The sequence below is a fragment of the Trabulsiella odontotermitis genome (genome assembly GCF_001188485.1).
GTDB classification, from domain to species: Bacteria; Pseudomonadota; Gammaproteobacteria; order Enterobacterales; family Enterobacteriaceae; genus Trabulsiella; species Trabulsiella odontotermitis_A.
This window is the reverse complement of record NZ_JNGH01000105.1, coordinates 131,998-151,799: the sequence shown is the minus strand read 5'-3', so window position 1 is coordinate 151,799 and position 19,802 is coordinate 131,998. Positions and strand designations below refer to the sequence as shown.

Here is a 19,802-nt window from a genome sequence, read left to right as displayed (position 1 = left end):
GTATGAACGATAAGCCCCTTGTTTGTGTGCAGGTGCAAAGCGTCTACATTGAATCCCAGTCCTCCCCGGACGAAGACCGCTACGTTTTCGCTTATACCGTCACCATTCGCAATCTGGGGCGATCGTCCGTTCAGCTTCAGGGACGTTACTGGTTAATCACCAACGGCCACGGTCGGGAAACCGAAGTCCAGGGTGAAGGCGTGGTCGGCGAACAGCCGCATATCGCCCCTGGCGAAGAATTTCAATACACCAGCGGTGCCGTCATTGAGACGCCGCTGGGCACCATGCAAGGCCATTATGAGATGGTCGATTTACACGGGAACGCATTCCAGATAGACATTCCCGTATTCCGTCTGGCTGTACCAACTCAAATCCACTAATACAATGTCGACATACTTAATCGGTGACGTTCATGGTTGCTACGATGAACTGATCTCACTGTTGAAACAGGTAGATTTCTCGCCTGAACGTGACACCCTTTGGCTGACTGGCGACCTTGTTGCTCGTGGCCCTGGCTCGTTAGAAGTTCTGCGTTTTGTTAAATCACTCGGTGACAGCGTCCGGATGGTGCTTGGCAATCATGACCTGCATCTGCTGGCGGTGTTCGCCGGGATCAGCCGCAACAAACCGAAAGACCGCCTGACGCCATTGCTGGAAGCGCCGGATGCCGACGAGCTCATCAACTGGCTGCGCCGCCAGCCGATGCTGCAAATTGATGAAGAGAAGAAGTTGCTGATGGCGCACGCCGGGGTCACGCCGCAGTGGGATATCGAAACCACAAAGCAGTGCGCCCGCGATGTCGAAGCCGTGCTGCGCAGCGACTCCTACCCCTTCTTCCTTGATGCGATGTATGGCGATATGCCAAACCACTGGTCGACGGAGCTGACCGGCCTTGCGCGTCTGCGCTTCATCACCAATGCCCTGACCCGCATGCGCTACTGTTTCCCGAACGGGCAACTGGACATGTACAGCAAAGAGTCACCGGAAAACGTCCCGGCACCGCTGAAACCGTGGTTTGCCCTGAAAGGGCCGGTGACGGATGAATACAGCGTGGTGTTTGGACACTGGGCGTCACTGGAAGGCCAGGGTACGCCGGAAGGGATTTATGCACTGGATACCGGCTGCTGCTGGGGCGGCGTGTTGACCTGCCTGCGCTGGGAAGACAAAGCGTATTTTATCCAGCCGTCGAATCGCCAGATAGATCTGGGCGAAGACGACGAGGCAGTAGCCTCATAATTGCCCCTCTCCCGCCAGGGAGAGGGAAACACATTAACGGCGTTCCAGAATCTCGAAGCAGTAGCTGTGCGAGTTCTGTCCATCGGCGTCGTGGAATTCGCTGAATACCGATTCCCATTCATCCGGATCGTAATCCGGGAAATGGGTGTCAACGTCGCCGCAGGCCGCGATGGCGTCTTCCACCGATTTAACCCACTGCACGCGATCGTCGGTGCCCGGCTGGCTACTGATAACAATATTCTTCCGCCCTGGCAGTGGACGACCAATGGATTCCCACGTCAGACGCCCCATCACCACCGGTTTGTTTAAGGTGTTACGCTTAAACCAGGCGAGATCGGCTGGCAAATTCCACGGCATGGCGTTTTCCATACCAANTACGCGATCCACCGCTAATGCCGCAATCAGACTGATCATTGAAAGTTTCCCGGATGCAAAAAATTGCCGCCACTATACGGAAAGCAATATCTTTCGTCGACTGGGGTCAGAGTAAAGAAAGCGAAAAATTCTCGATTTGCTGGCGAGTCCACGTCCCTGAAATGGACCGCCAGCAATACAGTGGTTAAGAAACAAAACCTTAGCCGTAAAGTGTGCGTAACATCACACTTTACTTTTACGTCGTTGGCCTGGCCTCGGGTTCATCATCGGTATTACCGGAGTGTTTTCCCTCTTCCGTTCCCTGCCAGCCATGGCGCTGAATAATCGACAGATGATTGCGGTCTTCGTTGATGATGTCGGTCAGCATCGCACTGGTGCGCTTATACGCCGCGGCAAAGGACGCATCGTCTTCTTCCGCCATATCCACCATCTCCTCCACCATTCGCTCGTTAAAGCGACGGAACAGGTCAGCGCGCTCGCGTGCTTCGTACGGCCCGAGTCCCAGCGCTTCCAGCGTCATACGGCCGGATTTCAGCGCGCTCTCAAAGGTTTCACGCTCAGGCGCTTCAACCCCCGCCTGACGCAACTGGATGTAATGATCCACATCGCGGGCGCGGGCGATGATTTTCAGCGTCGGGAAGTGCTCCTTCACCAGCGCTGTCAATTGCAGGCTGGTTTGTGGATCGTCAATGGCGTTGATCAGCACTTCGGCTTTCGCGGCACCGGCGGATTCAAGCAGATCAACCCGCGTCGCGTCGCCGTAAAAGACCTTCATGTCGAATTTACGCAGGGTATCAACGTGGTCAGGATCGTGATCGAGGATGACCATTTTCACACCGCTGGAGAGCAGCAGACGACCGGCGATCTGCCCGTAGCGGCCAAACCCGGCGATGATCACGCGCGGTTGTTCTTCGTCGATCTCATCGGCTTCGCGCTCCTGGCCGCTGCCGGATTGCTCAAGGCGGGTCAGCAGCACCAGTAGGATCGGCGTCGCCGCCATCGATAGCGCCACCGCCAGCGTCAGCGCTTTCGCCCACTCAGGATCGAGTACATTTGCCATCTGCGCCGCGCCAAACACCACAAACGCGAACTCACTGCCCTGCCCTAACAGCACGGCAAACCAGCGACGCTGCGCCTTCGGCACGCCCAGCGGACGCGCCANGCCCTTTGAACGGCTCGATATCGCTTTCCAGCGCATGGCGGTATTCCGAGCTGGCCAGCAACACGCCAGCCAGAAACGCGCCCATCGCCATCGACAACCCGACCTCTTCCAGCAGCAGGCCGAAACCAAATACCAGGAACAGCGCCACGGCGCTGAACACTTCCCGCAGGCCGGAGCGGGCCACAAAGCGCAGCACCGGGCGGGTCACGTAACGGCCCAGCAGAACCACCAGCACCAGCGCCGCTGTCACTTTCAGCGCCGACAGGGCGAAAGCGCCCAGGGTGGTTGAAGCACCACTGGCCGCCAGCAGCGGGATCATCGCCACTAACGGGATTGCGGCGATATCCTGAAACAGCAGAACGGCGAACGCACCGCGCCCCATCGGCGTCAGGGTCAGATTGCGCTCGTTCATCGCCTGCATGGCGATGGCCGTCGAAGAGAGCGCCAGCGTCATGCCAATAAGCTCAGCCACTTTCCAGTCAAGGCCGAGCAGCATGCAGAAGCCGCCGATCAGCACGCCGCAGGCGACCATCTGCAGCGCACCGCCGCCAAATACCGAGGCGCGCAGTTTCCACAGTCGCTGCGGGTCAAGTTCCAGCCCGATGACGAACAGCATCAGCACCACGCCAATTTCCGCAAAATGAAGAATCGACTCCGCGTCGGTGACCAGTCGCAGCCCCCATGGCCCGATAATACACCCGGCGATCAGATACCCGAGCACCGATCCCAACCCCAACCGCACGGCGATCGGTACGATCAGCGCCGCCGAACCGAGATAAATCAGCGCCTGTATCAGCGTATGGCTATCCATGATTCGCCTCCTGCCAGTCGAGTAACCGCTGCTTAAAGTGGCGCGCCTGCGCCTGCAGCGTTTCGTCGTCGCAAACAAAGGTGCAGTGCATGGCAAACGGCGGCAACCACTTCAGGCCGCAGTACAGCGCCGTCGCCTGCAGCGGTTGCGCCAGCACGTCAAACCCGGGATGGGAACCGATGTCGAAATGACTTTCACCGCCGCCGGTAGTGACCGCCCACATCAGGCTTTTACCGTGCAGCGCCTTGCCGCCGTGACCGTAAGCCCACCCGTGGGAAAGCACTTTGTCGATCCACAATTTGAGCAGCGGCGGCGTGCTGTACCATTGCATCGGATGTTGCCAGACGATCAGGTCGGCGCGGGAAAGCGCCTCCTGCTCGGCGGCAACATCGATATTAAAATCGGGGTAGAGATGATAAAGCGAACGGATTTCGACGCCGTCGAGCTCCCTGATCTGCTCAATCATCCGTTTATTCGCATGCGAGTGATGCGGATAGGGATGGGCATAAATTATTAGAATCATGACGTTCTCAGCAGGCATTAATGCGTAAGGTAATGATAAGCGATTGCCGCTGAAAACGACACGAGCAGCGTGCCGTCAGTGATATTTCTGCATAATGGTCATTTGCGCGGTTTTGGTTAACGACATCCCACGGGTTTCCGGCGCAAATATCACCGAGACCGCTAAACCCACCAGCGAAATGAACGCGCCCATCAGCATCACGGCGTTGATGCCATATTCGGTAATAAAGACCGGCAATGCCCAGGTGGAAATCACCGTCCCGATACGGCTGATTGACATGATGACCCCGACTGCCGAAGCGCGTATTTCCGTCGGAAAGAGCTCATTAGGATACAGCCACTGTAATATCCCCGGACCGCCAGAAAAGAAGGCATAAACCGCGAAGGCGATGACCACCAGCCAAATACCGAGATTACTCACCAGCCCTAACACCGCCAGCGCCAGCGTCATCATGGCGAAACTGCCAATCAATAACGGACGCCGCCCGATTTTATTCAGCCAGTACATCGCCGGAATACAGCCGAGCATAAAAAACAGGCTGATCACTACATTGCCTAATGCCGCATCGCGTCCGTGATCCCAGCCTAATAACCCAACAATTTGCGGGCCGAAGGTATAAATAGCGAACATCGGAATGACCTGACAGGTCCAGATCACCGCCACGAACAGCACAAAGGGAAAATGGCGTTTATTGAACAAGGCCATAAAACGTGTTTCCTGTTGCGTCTCTTCGTCGAACACCACCGGTTCGCCAAACAGCTTCAGCATCATCTGTTCGCACTCTTTGATCCTGCCTTTACGCAGCAACCAGCGCGGCGATTCAGGGAGATCAAAGCGGCCAATCAGGATCAGGACGCAGGGAATAAACGCGCTGCCCAGCATCCAGCGCCATCCGCCTTCGACGTCGTGCAGCCAGAAGCCGACCAGATCGGCGCAGGTGGCACCGACATACCACATCGCGGCAATAAACCCGACGGCGAACGCGCGCTGTCGGGTATTAGAGAATTCGGTAATCATCGACGTCGCAATAGGATAATCCGCACCGATGACGATACCAATCAGCACGCGCATCACCAGCAGTTCAGCGGGCGTCGAGACAAACATGGTGGCAATCGAAATCAGGCCGATGGCGATAATATCGATGAGAAACATCTTACGGCGGCCCACGCGGTCGCAAATATAACCAAACAGCGAGGTACCAATAAATAACCCGGCCAGCGTTCCCGCTCCGAGTAAACCAATCCATTCGGCATCCAGTTTTAATTCTGGCGTCAGTTGCCCTAGCGCAACCCCAATAATCACCAGCACGTAGCCATCAAGAAACGGGCCGCCGCTTCCCCACAGCATGATTCGCCGGTGTATTGAGGTAAAATGAATGTCGTCGAAATTCCTGGGCTGCATTGCTGCCTCCAGTCTCACTGACAAAAATAAAGCTCCCGCCGCAGACGCTAACGGGAGAACAGGGATGTTTTAGCCGTAGCGATATTCCACACCGAAGGTGCCGCGCGGGTATTCCCATTTTTCCAGCGCGCTATCGAGGCCAAGAATTCGGCAGGTGCCGCATTCCAGACATCCGGCATAATCAAAACGCACCGAACCGTCGTCCTGCTTTTTATACAAACCTGCCGGGCAGGCTTTGACTAATATGTCCATCACCTGCATATCAGGTTGCGATTTCACGATGATGTGAGGATTTTCTTCATCGACATTGAATTTATTGATGCCGAGTTTAACGTCCACATTCACAGGCGTACTCATATTGCAGTCACTCCCTTAATACCGTCCTTAATCAGATTTATAAAGCCCACGCGCTTCGCGTGCTGCAGGACGGTTTTACGCAACGGAACCGGCGCTTTTCCGCTCACGGTGAACAGTGTTTTCGCAATACCGACCGCCATTTCCGGGTATGCGGTGAACATGCGGGGATTATCGAGAAACGCGGGCATGCGCTGGTACATTTTCATGTCCCGCAGCGGCCCTTCTTCCAGATGCTGCAGATAGGCGCTCAGGCTTTGCTTGCTAAAATCCTCCTGCGCCATTGCCGACAGCACGGTTTTCGCCGCCGCCTCCCCGGAAGCAATGGCTAAATCCATACCGCGAATGGTAAAGCCGAGATTCATACACATGCCTGCGGCGTCGCCAGCGATCAACACGCCATCGCGAACCCGTTCCGACTGCATGCGCAGCCCGGCTTCCGGCACCACATGTGCGGCGTATTCGATCATCTTGCCACCGGCAATCAGCGGGGCGATGGCCGGGTGCTGTTTGAAATCTTCCAGCATCTGCGGCACGGATTTCTTCGCCTCTTTGATATGGTGCAGGCCGCAGACCAGCCCGAGGGAAATCGTGGAGTCGTTGGTATAGAGGAACCCGCCGCCCATCAGACCGTCGGTGGGTGAACCGGCAAACAACCAGGCCACGCCTTCGTTGTTCTGCAGATTAAAGCGGTTTTCCAGCACCTCTTTCGGCAGTTCGATCAGCTCCTTAACACCGACCGCCACGTTTTCCGCCGCCACCCGTTTCGTCATGCCGAGTTGCTCAGCGAGGATCGAGTTCACGCCATCCGCGAGGATCACCACTCTGGCTTCCAGCACGTCACCATCGGCTTCAACGCCGATCACTTTGCCGTCTTTTTCCACCAGCCGATCGACGCGAATACCGGTAATGCATTGCGCGCCGGCATCCTCGGCCTGCGCCATCAGCCAGGCGTCGAATTTCCCACGCAGCACCGACCAGGAAACCTCGCCCGGCTTGCGCTCGTCGCCGTTGAAATAGTCGACGGTCACGGCACCGCTTTCGGTCATAAAAGAGAGTTTTTCGCGGGTGATCACGCGTTCCACCGGGGCGTGTTCAGCAAACCCTGGAATGATGCGTTCCAGACTGTGGGCATACATTCGCCCACCGGTGATGTTTTTCCCGCCAGCGACATTTCCGCGCTCTATCAGCAGAACCTGCGCTCCTTCCCTGGCGAGCATCAGCGCAGCGACGGAACCGGCCAGCCCCGCGCCAACGATGATGGCATCGAAGATATCTTCGGACATAACGACTCCAGTACAGACAGTTCACGGCAGAGCGCGTGTGCCGCTCTGCCGTTAAGGATCAATTCGCCAGCTGGCGGGTCAGGGCCGGAAGGATCTTAAACAGATCGCCTACGATGCCGTAATCCGCATACTGGAAGATGGGCGCATTCTTATCTTTGTTAATGGCCACGATCGTCTGAGCGCCACTGGCCCCCACCATATGCTGGATCTGCCCGGAAATACCGATCGCCAGATACAGTTCAGGTTTGAGGATCAAATTCGAAATGCCAACATAGCGCTCGTGTTCCATCCACTTCTCGTTTTCCGCCACCGGGCGCGAGCAGGCCAGTTCGGCACCAATGGTTTCGCACAGCGCTGCGGCGATAGCAATGTTCTCTTTGCTGCCAATACCGCGACCGACGCTTACCACCAGCCGGGCTTTGTCCAGATCCACGGCAGTGCTTTCCNGACCCCCCGCCGTTGCCGGAGCAATCCACTGCACCGGCTGTGCCGTTCCGCTGCGTGAGGCGTCCGGCTGCGCGGCATCAAACGCGCCAGTACCAAGCGTCACTACCTGAAAGGATGAATGCAACGTCTCTTCACCAAACGCCAGGCCGCCATACACCATATGCCGGGCGGTCACCTTGCCGCCGTCAGCGTTCATGCTGGCGATGTCGTTCGAGACCGCCGCGTTGAGACGCGCACCGAGTCTGGCCGCCAGCAGCTTACCGCGACGGGAGTTTGGCAGCAGCATCAGCCCGCCGTTCTCCTCACCTTTTAAGGTTGACGCCATCGCATCGGCATAATCCTCAACGATGCGGTCGTCCGGTTTGCCGGTCAGTTGCCACACCTGCGTGGCACCCAGCCGGAACGCGCTGGCGCTCTGTTCATCGTTGAGCGTAAAGACCTGAACGGCGTCGCCAAGAACGCTTGCGCCGCCCATCAGTTCCGGCAGGCGGGAAAGGGTGTCACTGAAAACCCAAACACTGGAAAATTTGCTCATAACACCCCCTTTTATTTGATGAGCTTGCGCAGATGATCGGCGAAGGCCGCGATGTGATCGTCACCATCGCCTTCAATGATGATGTGCTGACGGGCTTTCTGTTTCGGCGCGGTGACCTGTTGTGCTGAAAGCGCCTCAATCTGCCCAAGGCCTGCATCGGCGGCGCTCCATGCCTGTACCGGTTTTTTCGCCGCGCCCAGAATCGCCTTCATCGATGGGATCTGCGGCGCGTTAATATCGGTGGAAACCGCCAGCACCGCCGGTAACGGTACCGTCAGCGTTTCGGTTTCCTCTTCCAGCTCGCGCATCACCACGACGGCATCCTGGGTTAATGAGATAATCTGGCTGATGCCGTTGAGCGCGGGCACCTGCAGCGCCTCGCCAAGCAGCAGGCTCACCTGCTGGGCATACAGATCGGCGGAACCATCGCCGCAGAGGATCAGGTCAAAGCCCAGTTTATTCACCGCCGCTGCCAGCCCGGCCGCAGTCTGGTGGGGTAACGCCTGTTCAAACTGAGGGTCAACGACCACCACCAGCTCATCGGGGCCGCGGGAAAGCACGTCTTTACGCCCTTTGGCGTTGTTCAGCGCCTCGCCCCCCACGCTAAGCGCAATCACCTGTGCGTCCGGCATCTGCTGTTTAAGCTGATTCGCCGCTTCAATGGCGTTCAGATCGTACTGGCTGATTTTGGCGGCGGCGCGGGAAAAATCCAGCGAACCGTCAGCGCTATTCACCGTAATATCCTGCTCATCGGCAACGCACTTATAGCATGTAATAATCTTCATTACATCTCCTGATATATTAATCTACTGTCTTCAATGGCGGCAATGAAAATACAAGTACCATGAACACACGCGAAAAAATAAAACCTCAGTCACCAATATTGAACAGGTTATTCTTTTTGAGGATTAACGTTCAATATTGTTAAAGCACTCACCAATATTGAAAGACATTCAGGCCATTTTCAGCCACCAAAAAATACAACTATTTGTTTTTACATAAAAATAATGCAATACCTCAAACAGAGTAGAGAGCGCAAATTCAGCGCCAGCCAGAATGTGACCGTCATAACAGAATTAGCACTTGTTAATACCCATCATAATCTCAGGTATGTTGTGATTTATGTTAATGAATATTTAAAACCTCGTTATTTCCCAGGTAAAAACGCCAGCAGGATAATGTAATGCACATTAATTTACGTCATCCGCAAAATGAAACTGGAATCTATTTATGAACAAAGAAAAGAAAAAAGTGGGAATAGAGCCAAAAGTATTTTTCCCACCCTTAATTATCGTCGGCATATTATGTTGGTTAACGGTCCGCGATCTCGACGCAGCAAATAACGTGATTAATGCGGTCTTCAGTTATGTCACCAATGTCTGGGGATGGGCATTCGAGTGGTATATGGTCGTGATGTTTGGCGGCTGGTTCTGGCTGATTTTCGGTCGTTATGCCAAAAAACGCCTCGGCGACGAGCCGCCGGAGTTCAGCACGGCCAGCTGGATTTTCATGATGTTCGCCTCCTGTACATCAGCCGCTGTCCTGTTCTGGGGTTCGATTGAAATTTACTACTACATCTCCTCGCCGCCGTTCGGCTTTGCGCCTTACTCCGTCCAGGCGAAAGAGATGGGTCTGGCTTACAGCCTGCTGCACTGGGGACCGCTACCGTGGGCAACCTACAGCTTCCTGTCGGTGGCCTTTGCCTACTTCTTTTTCGTGCGCAAAATGGATGTGATTCGCCCCAGCAGCACCCTGATCCCGCTGATCGGTGAAAAACATTCGAAAGGCCTCGTCGGCACCATTATTGACAACTTCTACCTCGTCGCGCTGATCTTCGCGATGGGCACCAGCCTCGGCCTGGCGACGCCGCTGGTCACCGAGTGTATTCAGTTCCTGTTCGGCATTCCGCATACCCTGGAGCTGGACGCCATCATCATCTTCTGCTGGATCGTGCTCAACGCGATTTGCGTGGCCTGCGGTCTGCAGAAAGGGGTGAAAATCGCCAGCGACGTGCGCAGCTACCTGAGTTTCCTGATGCTCGGCTGGGTGTTCATCGTGGCAGGTGCCAGCTTCACCATGAACTACTTCACGGACTCCGTGGGTACGCTGATGATGTACCTGCCACGCATGCTGTTCTATACCGACCCGATTGCCAAAGGCGGGTTCCCGCAGGGCTGGACCGTCTTCTACTGGGCCTGGTGGGTGATCTACGCCATTCAGATGAGTATCTTCCTCGCGCGCATCTCGAAAGGGCGCACCGTGCGTGAACTCTGTCTGGGGATGGTGGCCGGTCTGACCGCCGCGACCTGGCTGCTGTGGACCATTCTCGGCAGCAACACGCTGCTGCTGATCGACCAGAACATCATCAATATTCCGCAACTGATTGAACAGCATGGCGTTCCGCGCGCCATTATCGAAACCTGGGCGGCGNNGACGACCCGCCGTTACTGGTGCGTATCGGCTGGTCCATCCTGGTCGGCGTGATTGGCATCGTGCTGCTGGCGCTGGGCGGATTAAAACCGATTCAGACGGCCATTATCGCCGGGGGCTGCCCGCTGTTTTTCGTCAACATTATGGTCACGCTCTCCTTTATCAAAGACGCCAAAGTGCACTGGAAAGACTGATTCTCTCCACGGACAACACGACACATTTAAGAGGTTATTGAGATGGATTTTAGACTGAATGACGAGCAGGAACTGTTTGTCGCCGGTATTCGCGAGCTGATGGCCAGCGAAAACTGGGAAGCGTATTTCGCTGAATGCGACCGCGATAGCATTTACCCGGAGCGCTTCGTTAAAGCGCTGGCGGATATGGGTATCGACAGTCTTCCCGGAAGAGCACGGCGGACTGGAGGCCGGTTTCGTCACCGTGGCGGCGGTGTGGATGGAACTGGGCCGTCTGGGTGCCCCAACCTATGTGCTGTACCAGTTGCCCGGCGGGTTTAACACCGTGCTGCGCGAAGGGACGCAGGCGCAGATCGACAAGATCATGGCGTTTCGCGGAACGGGTAAACAGATGTGGAACTCGGCAATCACTGAGCCGAGCGCGGGCTCCGATGTGGGCAGTCTGCAGAGCCATTATACACGCAAAAATGGTAAGGTTTATCTTAACGGCAGCAAGTGCTTCATCACCAGCAGTGCGTACACTCCATACCTGGTGGTGATGGCGCGTGATGCCGCCTCACCGGATAAACCCATCTTCACCGAGTGGTTCGTCGACATGACGAAGCCAGGCGTGAAGGTCAACAAGCTGGAAAAGCTTGGCCTGCGCATGGACAGCTGCTGCGAAATTACCTTCGACAACGTTGAGCTGGACGAAACGGACATGTTTGGCCGCGAAGGCAACGGTTTTAACCGTGTGAAAGAGGAGTTTGATCATGAGCGCTTCCTCGTGGCGCTCACCAACTACGGTACGGCGATGTGCGCGTTTGAAGATGCGGCACGCTACGCCAATCAGCGCGTGCAGTTCGGCGAGACCATTGGCCGCTTCCAGCTGATTCAGGAGAAGTTTGCGCACATGGCCATCAAGCTGAACTCGATGAAAAACATGCTGTACGAAGCTGCATGGAAAAGTGATGAAGGCACCATCACCTCGGGCGATGCGGCAATGTGCAAATACTTCTGCGCCAACGCGGCGTTTGAGGTGGTCGATACCGCGATGCAGGTGCTGGGCGGCGTGGGGATTGCCGGTAATCACCGCATTAGCCGCTTCTGGCGCGATCTGCGCGTCGATCGCGTCTCCGGCGGATCGGACGAAATGCAGATCCTGACACTCGGCCGCGCGGTGCTGAAACAGTACCGTTAACCATCAAAGCCTCCGGGGACGGTCCCGGAGGCCTCAGGGATATCATTACGAGGTGAAGTTATGACAGCGCATTTACCCATGCCCGAATTTGGCCCTCTGGCCGGGCTTCGCGTGGTCTTTTCCGGGATCGAAATCGCCGGTCCGTTTGCCGGACAGATGTTTGCCGAATGGGGCGCGGAGGTTATCTGGATAGAGAACGTCGCATGGGCTGACACTATCCGCGTACAACCCAACTACCCTCAGCTTTCACGCCGCAACCTGCGCGCGCTGTCGCTGAACATTTTCAAAGACGAAGGCCGCGAGGCGTTCCTCAAACTAATGGAAACCACCGATATCTTCGTGGAAGCCAGTAAAGGCCCGGCCTTCGCCCGCCGCGGCATCACCGATGACGTGCTGTGGGCGCGCAACCCGGCGCTGGTGATCGCGCACCTGTCCGGCTTCGGTCAATTCGGCGATCCGCAGTACACTAATCTTCCTGCGTATAACACCATCGCCCAGGCGTTCAGCGGCTATCTGATCCAGAACGGCGACAAAGACCAGCCGATGCCCGCGTTCCCCTATACCGCCGACTATTTCTCCGGCATGACGGCCACCACCGCCGCCCTTGCCGCACTGTATAAAGCGAAAGCCACCGGCAAAGGCGAGAGCATTGATATCGCGATGTACGAAGTCATGCTGCGCATGGGGCAGTACTTCATGATGGACTATTTCAACGGCGGCGAGATTTGCCCGCGCATGACCAAAGGCAAAGATCCGTACTATGCCGGTTGTGGTCTTTACACCTGCCAAGATGGTTACATCGTCATGGAACTGGTGGGGATTACGCAAATTGAAGAGTCCTTTAAGGATATTGGTCTGGCACATCTGCTCGGCACGCCGGAAGTCCCACAGGGTACGCAACTGATTCATCGTGTCGAGTGCCCGTACGGCCCGCTGGTGGAAGAGAAACTGGATGCATGGCTTGGCGCGCGCACCATCGAAGAGGTGCAGAACCGCTTTGCGGAGCTGAACATCGCCTGCGCGAAAGTGCTGACCATCCCGGAGCTGGAGCACAACCCGCAGTATGTGGCCCGCGAATCCATCACCCAATGGCAAACCATACATGGCGACACCTGCCGCGGGCCGAACGTAATGCCGAAATTCAAGAATAACCCGGGTCAGATCTGGCGCGGCATGCCGGACCACGGCATGGATACCGCCGCCATCCTGCAGAATATCGGCTACAGCGCCGCAGAGATTCAGGCGCTGGTCGAAAAAGGGCTGGCAAAAGTCACAGAGTAATCGTCTGTAGCCGCCTGGCCGGGGGGCCGGCGGCGCAGCGACATAGCGTGGAAACAGAACGAATGGATCTGATTGGTGAGCAGAATTTGCGTCAGATGTGGGACGATCTGGCGGAAGTTTATGGCGACAAAACAGCGTTGATTTTTGAATCCGCCCTCGGCGACGTGCGGCAGTTCAGCTACCGCGGCCTGAATGAGGACATCAACCGTACCGCGAATCTCTTCCACTCTCTCGGTATTCAAAAGGGAGACCGGGTTGCCCTGCATCTGGATAACTGCCCGGAATTCATTTTTTGCTGGTTCGGGCTGGCAAAAATCGGCGCCATTATGGTGCCGATCAACGCGCGTCTGCTGTGTGACGAAAGCACCTGGCTGCTGCAGAATTGCCAGCCGCGCATGGTGGTGACCACCGATAACTTCTGCGCCATGTATCAGGGCATTCTGGCGCAGCAACACACCTCGCTGGAAAACGTGCTGCTGATTAGCGACACCCCCTGCCCCGGCACTATGCTCGATTTTCGCCAGCGTCACGCACAGCAGCCCGCCACGCTGCTGCATGTCGAACCGCTGTCGACCTGCGATACGGCGGAGATCCTGTTTACGTCCGGTACCACGTCGCAGCCGAAAGGGGTGATCATCACCCATTACAACCTGCGCTTTGCCGGCTATTACACCGCCTGGCAGACCGCCTTGCGGCAGGACGACATCTACCTGACCGTGATGCCCGCGTTTCACATTGACTGCCAGTGCACGGCGGCGATGGCGGCGTTCTCCGCCGGGGCCACCTTCGTGCTGCTGGAAAAATACAGCGCCCGCGCCTTCTGGGGGCAAATCATCCGGCACCAGGCGACCATCACCGAATGTATCCCGATGATGATCCGCACGCTGATGGCGCAGCCGCTGGCGGTAAACGAAAAGCAGCACCGTCTGCGTGACGTGCTGTTCTATCTCAACCTTTCTGTAGAAGAAAAAGACGCGTTTATTTTCCGCTTCGGCGTCAGGCTGCTGACCTCGTACGGCATGACGGAAACCATCGTGGGTCTGATTGGCGATCGCCCCGGTGACAAGCGCCGCTGGCCGTCGATAGGTCGCCCCGGTTTTTGTTATGAAGCGGAGATCCGCGACAGCAACAACCAGCGGCTGCCGGACGGGCAAACGGGCGAGATCTGCGTCAAAGGCGAACCGGGTAAAACCCTGTTCAAAGCCTATTACACCCCCGCAAAAGCCTATGACAACGGCTGGCTGCACACTGGCGATTACGGCTATCGCGACGCCGAAGGCTTTTTCTATTTCGTCGATCGCAGTAGCAACATGATCAAGCGCGGCGGCGAAAACGTCTCCTGCAGCGAAATCGAAAACATTCTCTCGTCGCATCCGCAAATTATGGAGGCGGTGGTGATCGGCGTGGCCGACAGCATCCGCGATCAGGGAATCAAAGCCTTTATCGTGCTCAACGAAGGAGAAACGCTGAACGAAAGCGCGTTTTTCTGCTGGTGCGAGAAAAAAATGGCGAAATTCAAGGTGCCGTCATTACTGGAAATTCGTCAGGATCTACCGCGCAACTGCTCGGGAAAGGTAATCAAAAAACACCTGAAATAATGACCGAAAGGAATGAAAACATGAGCGATTCATTACACCTGACTCGCAATGGCGTGATTCTGGAAATTGTCCTCGACAGACCGAAAGCCAACGCCATTGACGCCAGAACCAGTTATGAAATGGGCGAGGTCTTTCTGCAATTTCGCGACGATCCCGAACTGCGCGTCGCCATCATCACCGGCGCGGGCGAACGGTTTTTCTCTGCCGGTTGGGATCTGAAATCTGCCGCCGAAGGCGAAGCACCGGATGCCGACTTTGGCCGCGGTGGCTTCGCCGGACTGACTGAAATTTTTAACCTCGATAAGCCCGTCATTGCCGCGGTTAACGGCTACGCCTTTGGCGGCGGTTTCGAACTGGCGCTGGCGGCGGACATGATTGTCTGCGCGGAAAACGCCAGCTTTGCGCTGCCCGAAGCCAAACTCGGCATCGTGCCNNCCTGCCGAAACATCTGCCGCCGTGTATCGTCAACGAAATGGTGATGACCGGACGGCGAATGGATGCCCAGGAAGCGCTGCGCTGGGGGATCGTCAACCGGGTGGTCAGCGCGGATACGCTGATGGAAAGCGCCCGCGAGCTGGCGTCGCAAATCACCGCCAGCGCCCCGCTGGCCGTTGCGGCGCTGAAAGAGATCTACCGCGCCACCAGCGAACTGACCGTTGAAGAGGGCTACCGGCTGATGCGCAGCGGCGTGCTGAAGCATTATCCTGACGTGCTGCACTCCGAAGACGCCAGCGAAGGCCCGCTGGCGTTCGCTGAAAAACGCGAGCCGCAGTGGAAAGGCAGATAACCCGCGCTATGCTCCGGCTCGCCCGGAGCATTTCCGCAGACAGGAGTCAGTCGTGGATGTCACCTTAGCGGCGCATGGATTTTGACAGCATCCACTGCCACTTTTGCTCGCGGTTAAGCTCACCCGGCGGCACGACGGACAGACGCGGCGTGTTATCGCACACCACCTCTTTTGCCAGACGGCTGGTTCTCAGCCGGGAATAGAGCGCGGGGCTGATGTTCTTCACTTTCACCAGACGCTGACACTGGCAGCCGCGACCGGCCAGCTTATTGGGGATCATTTTGGTTTCACATTCGATTTCGCCCACTTCGGCGAGAATGTAGGAGAGGGTATTAATTGCTTTGCTATGTTCGATGTCGAATTCGATAGAGATTTCTCTGGCAGTAATCCAACGATTTTGCGCCATCATCCAGTCGGCAATTAACAAATACAGCGGTTTATCGATATATTCTTCACACATAGATACTCCATTCTATCAAGCCAACAATTCTCTGGCGGGGCTTAAGCCACGGTAGTATACCGCATCAAAGCCATGCTAAAAGTAAGGTTATTGGAAAGATAATAACGAAGCAACCCGGTGATTTTTGTGAACCGCGACGTCCCTGGAACAATATTGAAAATTAGCGGCAGTAAACGACAGAAAGCAGTGGCAAACGCCACTGCACAGGGTTAATTATCCAGTTCACCCATCGTTTTAACCTGATCACGGTTAATTTGTTCTGTCTGGCCTGTTTCTGCATTTTTGTACGATACCAGGCCGGTATCATCATCCACTTGCGGTTTACCGTCGGTCACAATCGTACGGCCATCGGTGGTTTTCATCGCCTGGTTGGATGAACAACCCGCCACGGTGAACAGTGCAGCTGCTGCCAAAATGGAACTCATCAGTAGTTTATTACGCATGGTGTTTCTCCCTGCTTTTTCGTTAAAAATAATGATCTGTCTAACCATTTTAGGCTAACGGACACACTTAAGCGGGAAAACCAGAACACTCTGAAGAGGGGGAATCGCCCGGCGAACGAACGCCCGCCGGGGTGTAACACTTACTTCATGATTTGCGCGTGCATTTCCTGAACCGAAATCACTTTCTCGGTGGCGTCGGAGTTCAGCGCCATGGCGGTGGCGAAACCGCCATTCAGCGTGGTGTCGTAATGAACTTTGTACTGCAGCGCGCTGCGGCGAATCAGCTTGGAGTCCTCAATCGCCTGGCGTCCTGCGGTGGTGTTGATGATGTAGGTGTATTCGCCATTCTTGATACGGTCCTGAATATGCGGACGCCCTTCATGCACTTTGTTCACCAGACGCGGGTTGATACCGGCTTCACCGAGCACAATCGCCGTGCCGTGGGTCGCATCGAGCTCAAAGCCCTGTTTCAGCAACTTGGCCGCCAGATCCACCACGCGCTCTTTGTCGCCTTCGCGAACGGAGAGCAACGCGCGACCGTTTTTCTTCATCGTCGAGTTGCTGCCGAGCTGCGCTTTAGCGAACGCTTCCGCGAAAGTGCGGCCCACGCCCATCACTTCACCCGTGGAGCGCATTTCTGGCCCTAACAGCGGGTCAACGCCCGGGAACTTGTTGAACGGCAGCACCACTTCTTTCACTGANNGCGGGATCACCTCTTTGGTGACGCCCTGCTGTGCCAGCGTTTTGCCTGCCATCACGCGCGCCGCCACTTTCGCCAGCTGTACGCCGGTGGCTTTGGAGACGAACGGCACGGTACGCGCCGCACGCGGGTTGACTTCAATCAGATAGACTTCGTTGTCTTTCACCGCAAACTGCACGTTCATCAGGCCGCGCACCTGCAGTTCGAAGGCCAGCTTCTGCACCTGCTGGCGCATCACGTTCTGGATTTCCTGACTCAGGGTATACGCCGGCAGTGAACACGCGGAGTCGCCGGAGTGCACGCCCGCCTGCTCAATGTGCTCCATGATGCCGCCAATCAGCACCGTTTCGCCGTCGCAGATAGCGTCAACGTCCACTTCCACCGCGTCATCGAGGAAGTGATCCAGCAGCACCGGCGCGTCGTTGGAGACGCTAACCGCGGTCAGGAAGTAACGGCGCAGATCCGCTTCGTCGTAGACGATTTCCATCGCGCGGCCGCCCAGCACGTACGATGGGCGCACCACCAGCGGATAACCGATTTCTTTCGCTTTCTCCACTGCCTGCTCAATGGCCGATACGGTGGCGTTGGCAGGCTGTTTCAGCTTCAGACGTTCAACCGCATGCTGGAAGCGCTCGCGGTCTTCGGCGCGGTCAATCGCGTCCGGGCTGGTACCGATAACCGGAACNNTGCACGATAACGCCTTTCGGCTTCTCAATGCGGACGATTTCCAGTACGTCTTCCAGCGTCACCGGCTCGAAGTACAGGCGGTCGGAGGTGTCGTAATCGGTCGACACGGTTTCCGGGTTACAGTTGACCATGATGGTCTCGTAACCGTCTTCGCGCAGCGCCAGTGAGGCGTGTACGCAGCAGTAGTCGAACTCAATGCCCTGACCGATACGGTTAGGACCGCCGCCGAGCACCATGATTTTTTCGCGGTCGACGGACGGATTCGCTTCGCACTCGTCTTCATACGTGGAGTACATGTACGCCGTGTCGGTGGCGAATTCCGCCGCACAGGTGTCGACGCGCTTATAAACCGGGTGCAGGTCGTACTGGTCGCGCAGCTTGCGGATTTCCGCTTCGCGCACGCCTGCCAGTTTTGCCAGACGCGCATCGGCAAAGCCTTTGCGCTTNNGAAGTCAGCGTCGAGGCCGTTGATGCCGACATTGGCTACTTTCTCTTCCAGACGCACCAGCTCTTCAATCTGCACCAGGAACCAGCGGTCGATGTTGGTCAGGTTGAACACGCCGTCAACAGACAGCCCCGCACGGAAGGCATCAGCGATGTACCAGATACGCTCGGCGCCTGCGTCTTTCAGCTCACGGCGGATTTTGGTCAGCGCTTCCGGGTCGTCGAGGCTGACTTTCGGGTCGAAACCGGTCGCGCCCACTTCCAGACCGCGCAGCGCTTTCTGCATCGATTCCTGCTGCGTGCGGCCAATCGCCATCACTTCACCGACCGATTTCATCTGCGTAGTCAGGCGGTCGTTGGCACCGGCGAATTTTTCGAAGTTGAAGCGCGGGATTTTGGTGACGACGTAGTCGATGGACGGCTCGAACGAGGCCGGGGTACGACCGCCGGTGATATCGTTCATCAGTTCGTCGAGGGTGTAACCCACCGCCAGTTTCGCCGCCACTTTGGCAATCGGGAAGCCGGTGGCTTTAGACGCCAGCGCTGAGGAGCGGGAGACACGCGGGTTCATTTCGATCACAATCAGGCGGCCGTTTTTCGGGTTCACCGCGAACTGCACGTTAGAGCCACCGGTTTCCACGCCGATTTCACGCAGTACCGCCATCGAGGCGTTACGCATGATTTGGTATTCTTTGTCGGTCAGGGTCTGCGCCGGGGCGACGGTGATGGAGTCACCGGTGTGAATGCCCATGGCGTCGAAGTTTTCAATGGAGCAGACGATAATGCAGTTGTCGTTTTTATCGCGCACCACTTCCATTTCATACTCTTTCCAGCCGATCAGCGACTCATCAATCAGCAGCTCGTTGGTCGGGGAAAGGTCGAGACCACGTTCGCAAATCTCTTCAAACTCTTCGCGGTTCCAGGCGATACCACCACCGGTGCCGCCCATGGTGAAGGACGGACGGATGATGCACGGATAACCCACGTCAGCCGCCACGGCCAGCGCTTCGTCCATGGTGTGAGCGATGCCGGAACGCGCGGTGTCGAGGCCGATTTTCTTCATCGCGACGTCGAAACGGCGACGGTCTTCGGCTTTATCAATCGCGTCGGCGGTCGCGCCAATCATGGTGACGCCAAACTCCGCCAGCACGCCCTGACGTTCCAGCTCCAGCGCGCAGTTCAGCGCCGTCTGGCCGCCCATGGTCGGCAGCACCGCGTCCGGACGCTCTTTTTCGATGATTTTGCGCACCACTTCCCAGTGAATCGGCTCGATGTAGGTCGCATCAGCCATTTCCGGGTCAGTCATAATGGTCGCCGGGTTGGAGTTCACGAGGATAACGCGGTAACCCTCTTCACGCAGCGCTTTACACGCCTGCGCACCGGAATAGTCAAATTCGCAGGCCTGGCCGATCACAATCGGGCCAGCGCCAAGGATCAGGATGCTTTTAATATCGGTACGTTTTGGCAT

General features: G+C 56.5%; 13 protein-coding genes and 5 pseudogenes. 7 read left to right on the top strand and 11 right to left on the bottom strand.

From position 1 onward, the window contains the following. Nucleotides 1–2 precede the first annotated feature (2 nt). Both apaG and apaH read left to right on the top strand, forming a co-directional pair. On the top strand, nt 3–380 hold the full coding sequence (apaG, locus tag GM30_RS18395) for a Co2+/Mg2+ efflux protein ApaG (RefSeq protein ID WP_049849807.1): 378 nt from the start codon (nt 3–5) through the stop codon (nt 378–380). 4 nt (nt 381–384) lie between these two features. Continuing rightward, on the top strand, nt 385–1,236 hold the full coding sequence (apaH, locus tag GM30_RS18390) for a bis(5'-nucleosyl)-tetraphosphatase (symmetrical) ApaH (RefSeq protein ID WP_049849806.1): 852 nt from the start codon (nt 385–387) through the stop codon (nt 1,234–1,236). Nucleotides 1,237–1,269: 33 nt separating this feature from the next. Here apaH and folA read toward each other — a convergent pair whose 3' ends face one another. The 8 genes and pseudogenes from folA to fixA form a co-directional block, all read right to left on the bottom strand. Beyond that, nucleotides 1,270–1,650: a type 3 dihydrofolate reductase gene (folA, locus tag GM30_RS18385; protein ID WP_049849805.1), complete on the bottom strand. Its 381-nt coding sequence runs from the start codon at nt 1,648–1,650 to the stop codon at nt 1,270–1,272. Nucleotides 1,651–1,846: 196 nt separating this feature from the next. Next, nucleotides 1,847–3,584 (bottom strand): annotated as a pseudogene (locus tag GM30_RS18380) (monovalent cation:proton antiporter-2 (CPA2) family protein). After that, entirely contained in the window at nt 3,577–4,107 is a 531-nt protein-coding gene (gene kefF, locus GM30_RS18375) for a glutathione-regulated potassium-efflux system oxidoreductase KefF (protein WP_049849804.1), read from the bottom strand. The pseudogene GM30_RS18380 and the gene kefF overlap by 8 nt, the downstream one beginning before the upstream one ends. Nucleotides 4,108–4,182: 75 nt before the next feature. Beyond that, nucleotides 4,183–5,508 carry an MFS transporter gene (locus GM30_RS18370; protein WP_049849803.1) on the bottom strand — a complete coding sequence of 442 codons (1,326 nt, stop codon included), beginning with the start codon at nt 5,506–5,508 and terminating at the stop codon, nt 4,183–4,185. A 69-nt stretch (nt 5,509–5,577) separates the two neighbouring features. After that, nucleotides 5,578–5,865 carry a ferredoxin-like protein FixX gene (fixX, locus tag GM30_RS18365; RefSeq protein WP_049849802.1) on the bottom strand — a complete coding sequence of 96 codons (288 nt, stop codon included), beginning with the start codon at nt 5,863–5,865 and terminating at the stop codon, nt 5,578–5,580. Next, nucleotides 5,862–7,148, bottom strand: coding sequence for an FAD-dependent oxidoreductase FixC (gene fixC, locus GM30_RS18360; protein ID WP_049849801.1), 1,287 nt, complete (start codon nt 7,146–7,148; stop codon nt 5,862–5,864). The genes fixX and fixC overlap by 4 nt, the downstream gene beginning before the upstream one ends. 58 nt (nt 7,149–7,206) lie before the next feature. Continuing rightward, complete coding sequence (locus GM30_RS18355) at nt 7,207–8,130, bottom strand: FAD-binding protein (protein WP_049849800.1); 924 nt, start codon at nt 8,128–8,130, stop codon at nt 7,207–7,209. Nucleotides 8,131–8,141: 11 nt separating this feature from the next. After that, nucleotides 8,142–8,915, bottom strand: coding sequence for a putative electron transfer flavoprotein FixA (fixA, locus tag GM30_RS18350; protein ID WP_049849799.1), 774 nt, complete (start codon nt 8,913–8,915; stop codon nt 8,142–8,144). 445 nt (nt 8,916–9,360) lie between these two features. On the opposite strand from fixA, the pseudogene caiT reads away from it, so the two are divergent. The 5 genes and pseudogenes from caiT (at nt 9,361) to caiD (ending at nt 15,600) form a co-directional block, all read left to right on the top strand. Next, nucleotides 9,361–10,754 (top strand): annotated as a pseudogene (gene caiT / locus GM30_RS18345) (L-carnitine/gamma-butyrobetaine antiporter). A 42-nt stretch (nt 10,755–10,796) separates the two neighbouring features. Next, nucleotides 10,797–11,934 (top strand): annotated as a pseudogene (gene caiA / locus GM30_RS18340) (crotonobetainyl-CoA dehydrogenase). 60 nt (nt 11,935–11,994) lie between these two features. Beyond that, a complete protein-coding gene (caiB, locus tag GM30_RS18335; RefSeq protein WP_049849798.1) occupies nt 11,995–13,215 on the top strand; it encodes an L-carnitine CoA-transferase in 1,221 nt (406 codons plus the stop codon). 62 nt (nt 13,216–13,277) lie between these two features. Beyond that, nucleotides 13,278–14,813, top strand: coding sequence for a crotonobetaine/carnitine-CoA ligase (gene caiC, locus GM30_RS18330; protein WP_049849797.1), 1,536 nt, complete (start codon nt 13,278–13,280; stop codon nt 14,811–14,813). A 20-nt stretch (nt 14,814–14,833) separates the two neighbouring features. After that, nucleotides 14,834–15,600, top strand: a pseudogene (gene caiD / locus GM30_RS18325) (crotonobetainyl-CoA hydratase). A 64-nt stretch (nt 15,601–15,664) separates the two neighbouring features. Here caiD and caiF read toward each other — a convergent pair. The 3 genes and pseudogenes from caiF to carB form a co-directional block, all read right to left on the bottom strand. After that, nucleotides 15,665–16,060 carry a carnitine metabolism transcriptional regulator CaiF gene (gene caiF / locus GM30_RS18320; RefSeq protein WP_049849796.1) on the bottom strand — a complete coding sequence of 132 codons (396 nt, stop codon included), beginning with the start codon at nt 16,058–16,060 and terminating at the stop codon, nt 15,665–15,667. A 209-nt stretch (nt 16,061–16,269) separates the two neighbouring features. Then, nucleotides 16,270–16,503, bottom strand: a complete 234-nt coding sequence (locus GM30_RS18315; protein WP_049849795.1) for a YgdI/YgdR family lipoprotein — start codon at nt 16,501–16,503, stop codon at nt 16,270–16,272. 140 nt (nt 16,504–16,643) lie between these two features. Next, a pseudogene (gene carB, locus GM30_RS18310) lies at nt 16,644–19,802 on the bottom strand (carbamoyl-phosphate synthase large subunit).

Bases quoted from the DNA above. Each gene is read 5' to 3' on its own strand.
- apaH (WP_049849806.1), top strand. From the start codon at position 385: ATGTCGACATACTTAATCGGTGACGTTCATGGTTGCTACGATGAACTG.
- kefF (WP_049849804.1), bottom strand. From the start codon at position 4,107: ATGATTCTAATAATTTATGCCCATCCCTATCCGCATCACTCGCATGCG.
- apaG (WP_049849807.1), top strand. From the start codon at position 3: ATGAACGATAAGCCCCTTGTTTGTGTGCAGGTGCAAAGCGTCTACATT.
- fixA (WP_049849799.1), bottom strand. From the start codon at position 8,915: ATGAAGATTATTACATGCTATAAGTGCGTTGCCGATGAGCAGGATATT.
- fixC (WP_049849801.1), bottom strand. From the start codon at position 7,148: ATGTCCGAAGATATCTTCGATGCCATCATCGTTGGCGCGGGGCTGGCC.
- caiB (WP_049849798.1), top strand. From the start codon at position 11,995: ATGACAGCGCATTTACCCATGCCCGAATTTGGCCCTCTGGCCGGGCTT.
- GM30_RS18315 (WP_049849795.1), bottom strand. From the start codon at position 16,503: ATGCGTAATAAACTACTGATGAGTTCCATTTTGGCAGCAGCTGCACTG.
- GM30_RS18370 (WP_049849803.1), bottom strand. From the start codon at position 5,508: ATGCAGCCCAGGAATTTCGACGACATTCATTTTACCTCAATACACCGG.
- fixX (WP_049849802.1), bottom strand. From the start codon at position 5,865: ATGAGTACGCCTGTGAATGTGGACGTTAAACTCGGCATCAATAAATTC.
- caiC (WP_049849797.1), top strand. From the start codon at position 13,278: ATGGATCTGATTGGTGAGCAGAATTTGCGTCAGATGTGGGACGATCTG.
- caiF (WP_049849796.1), bottom strand. From the start codon at position 16,060: ATGTGTGAAGAATATATCGATAAACCGCTGTATTTGTTAATTGCCGAC.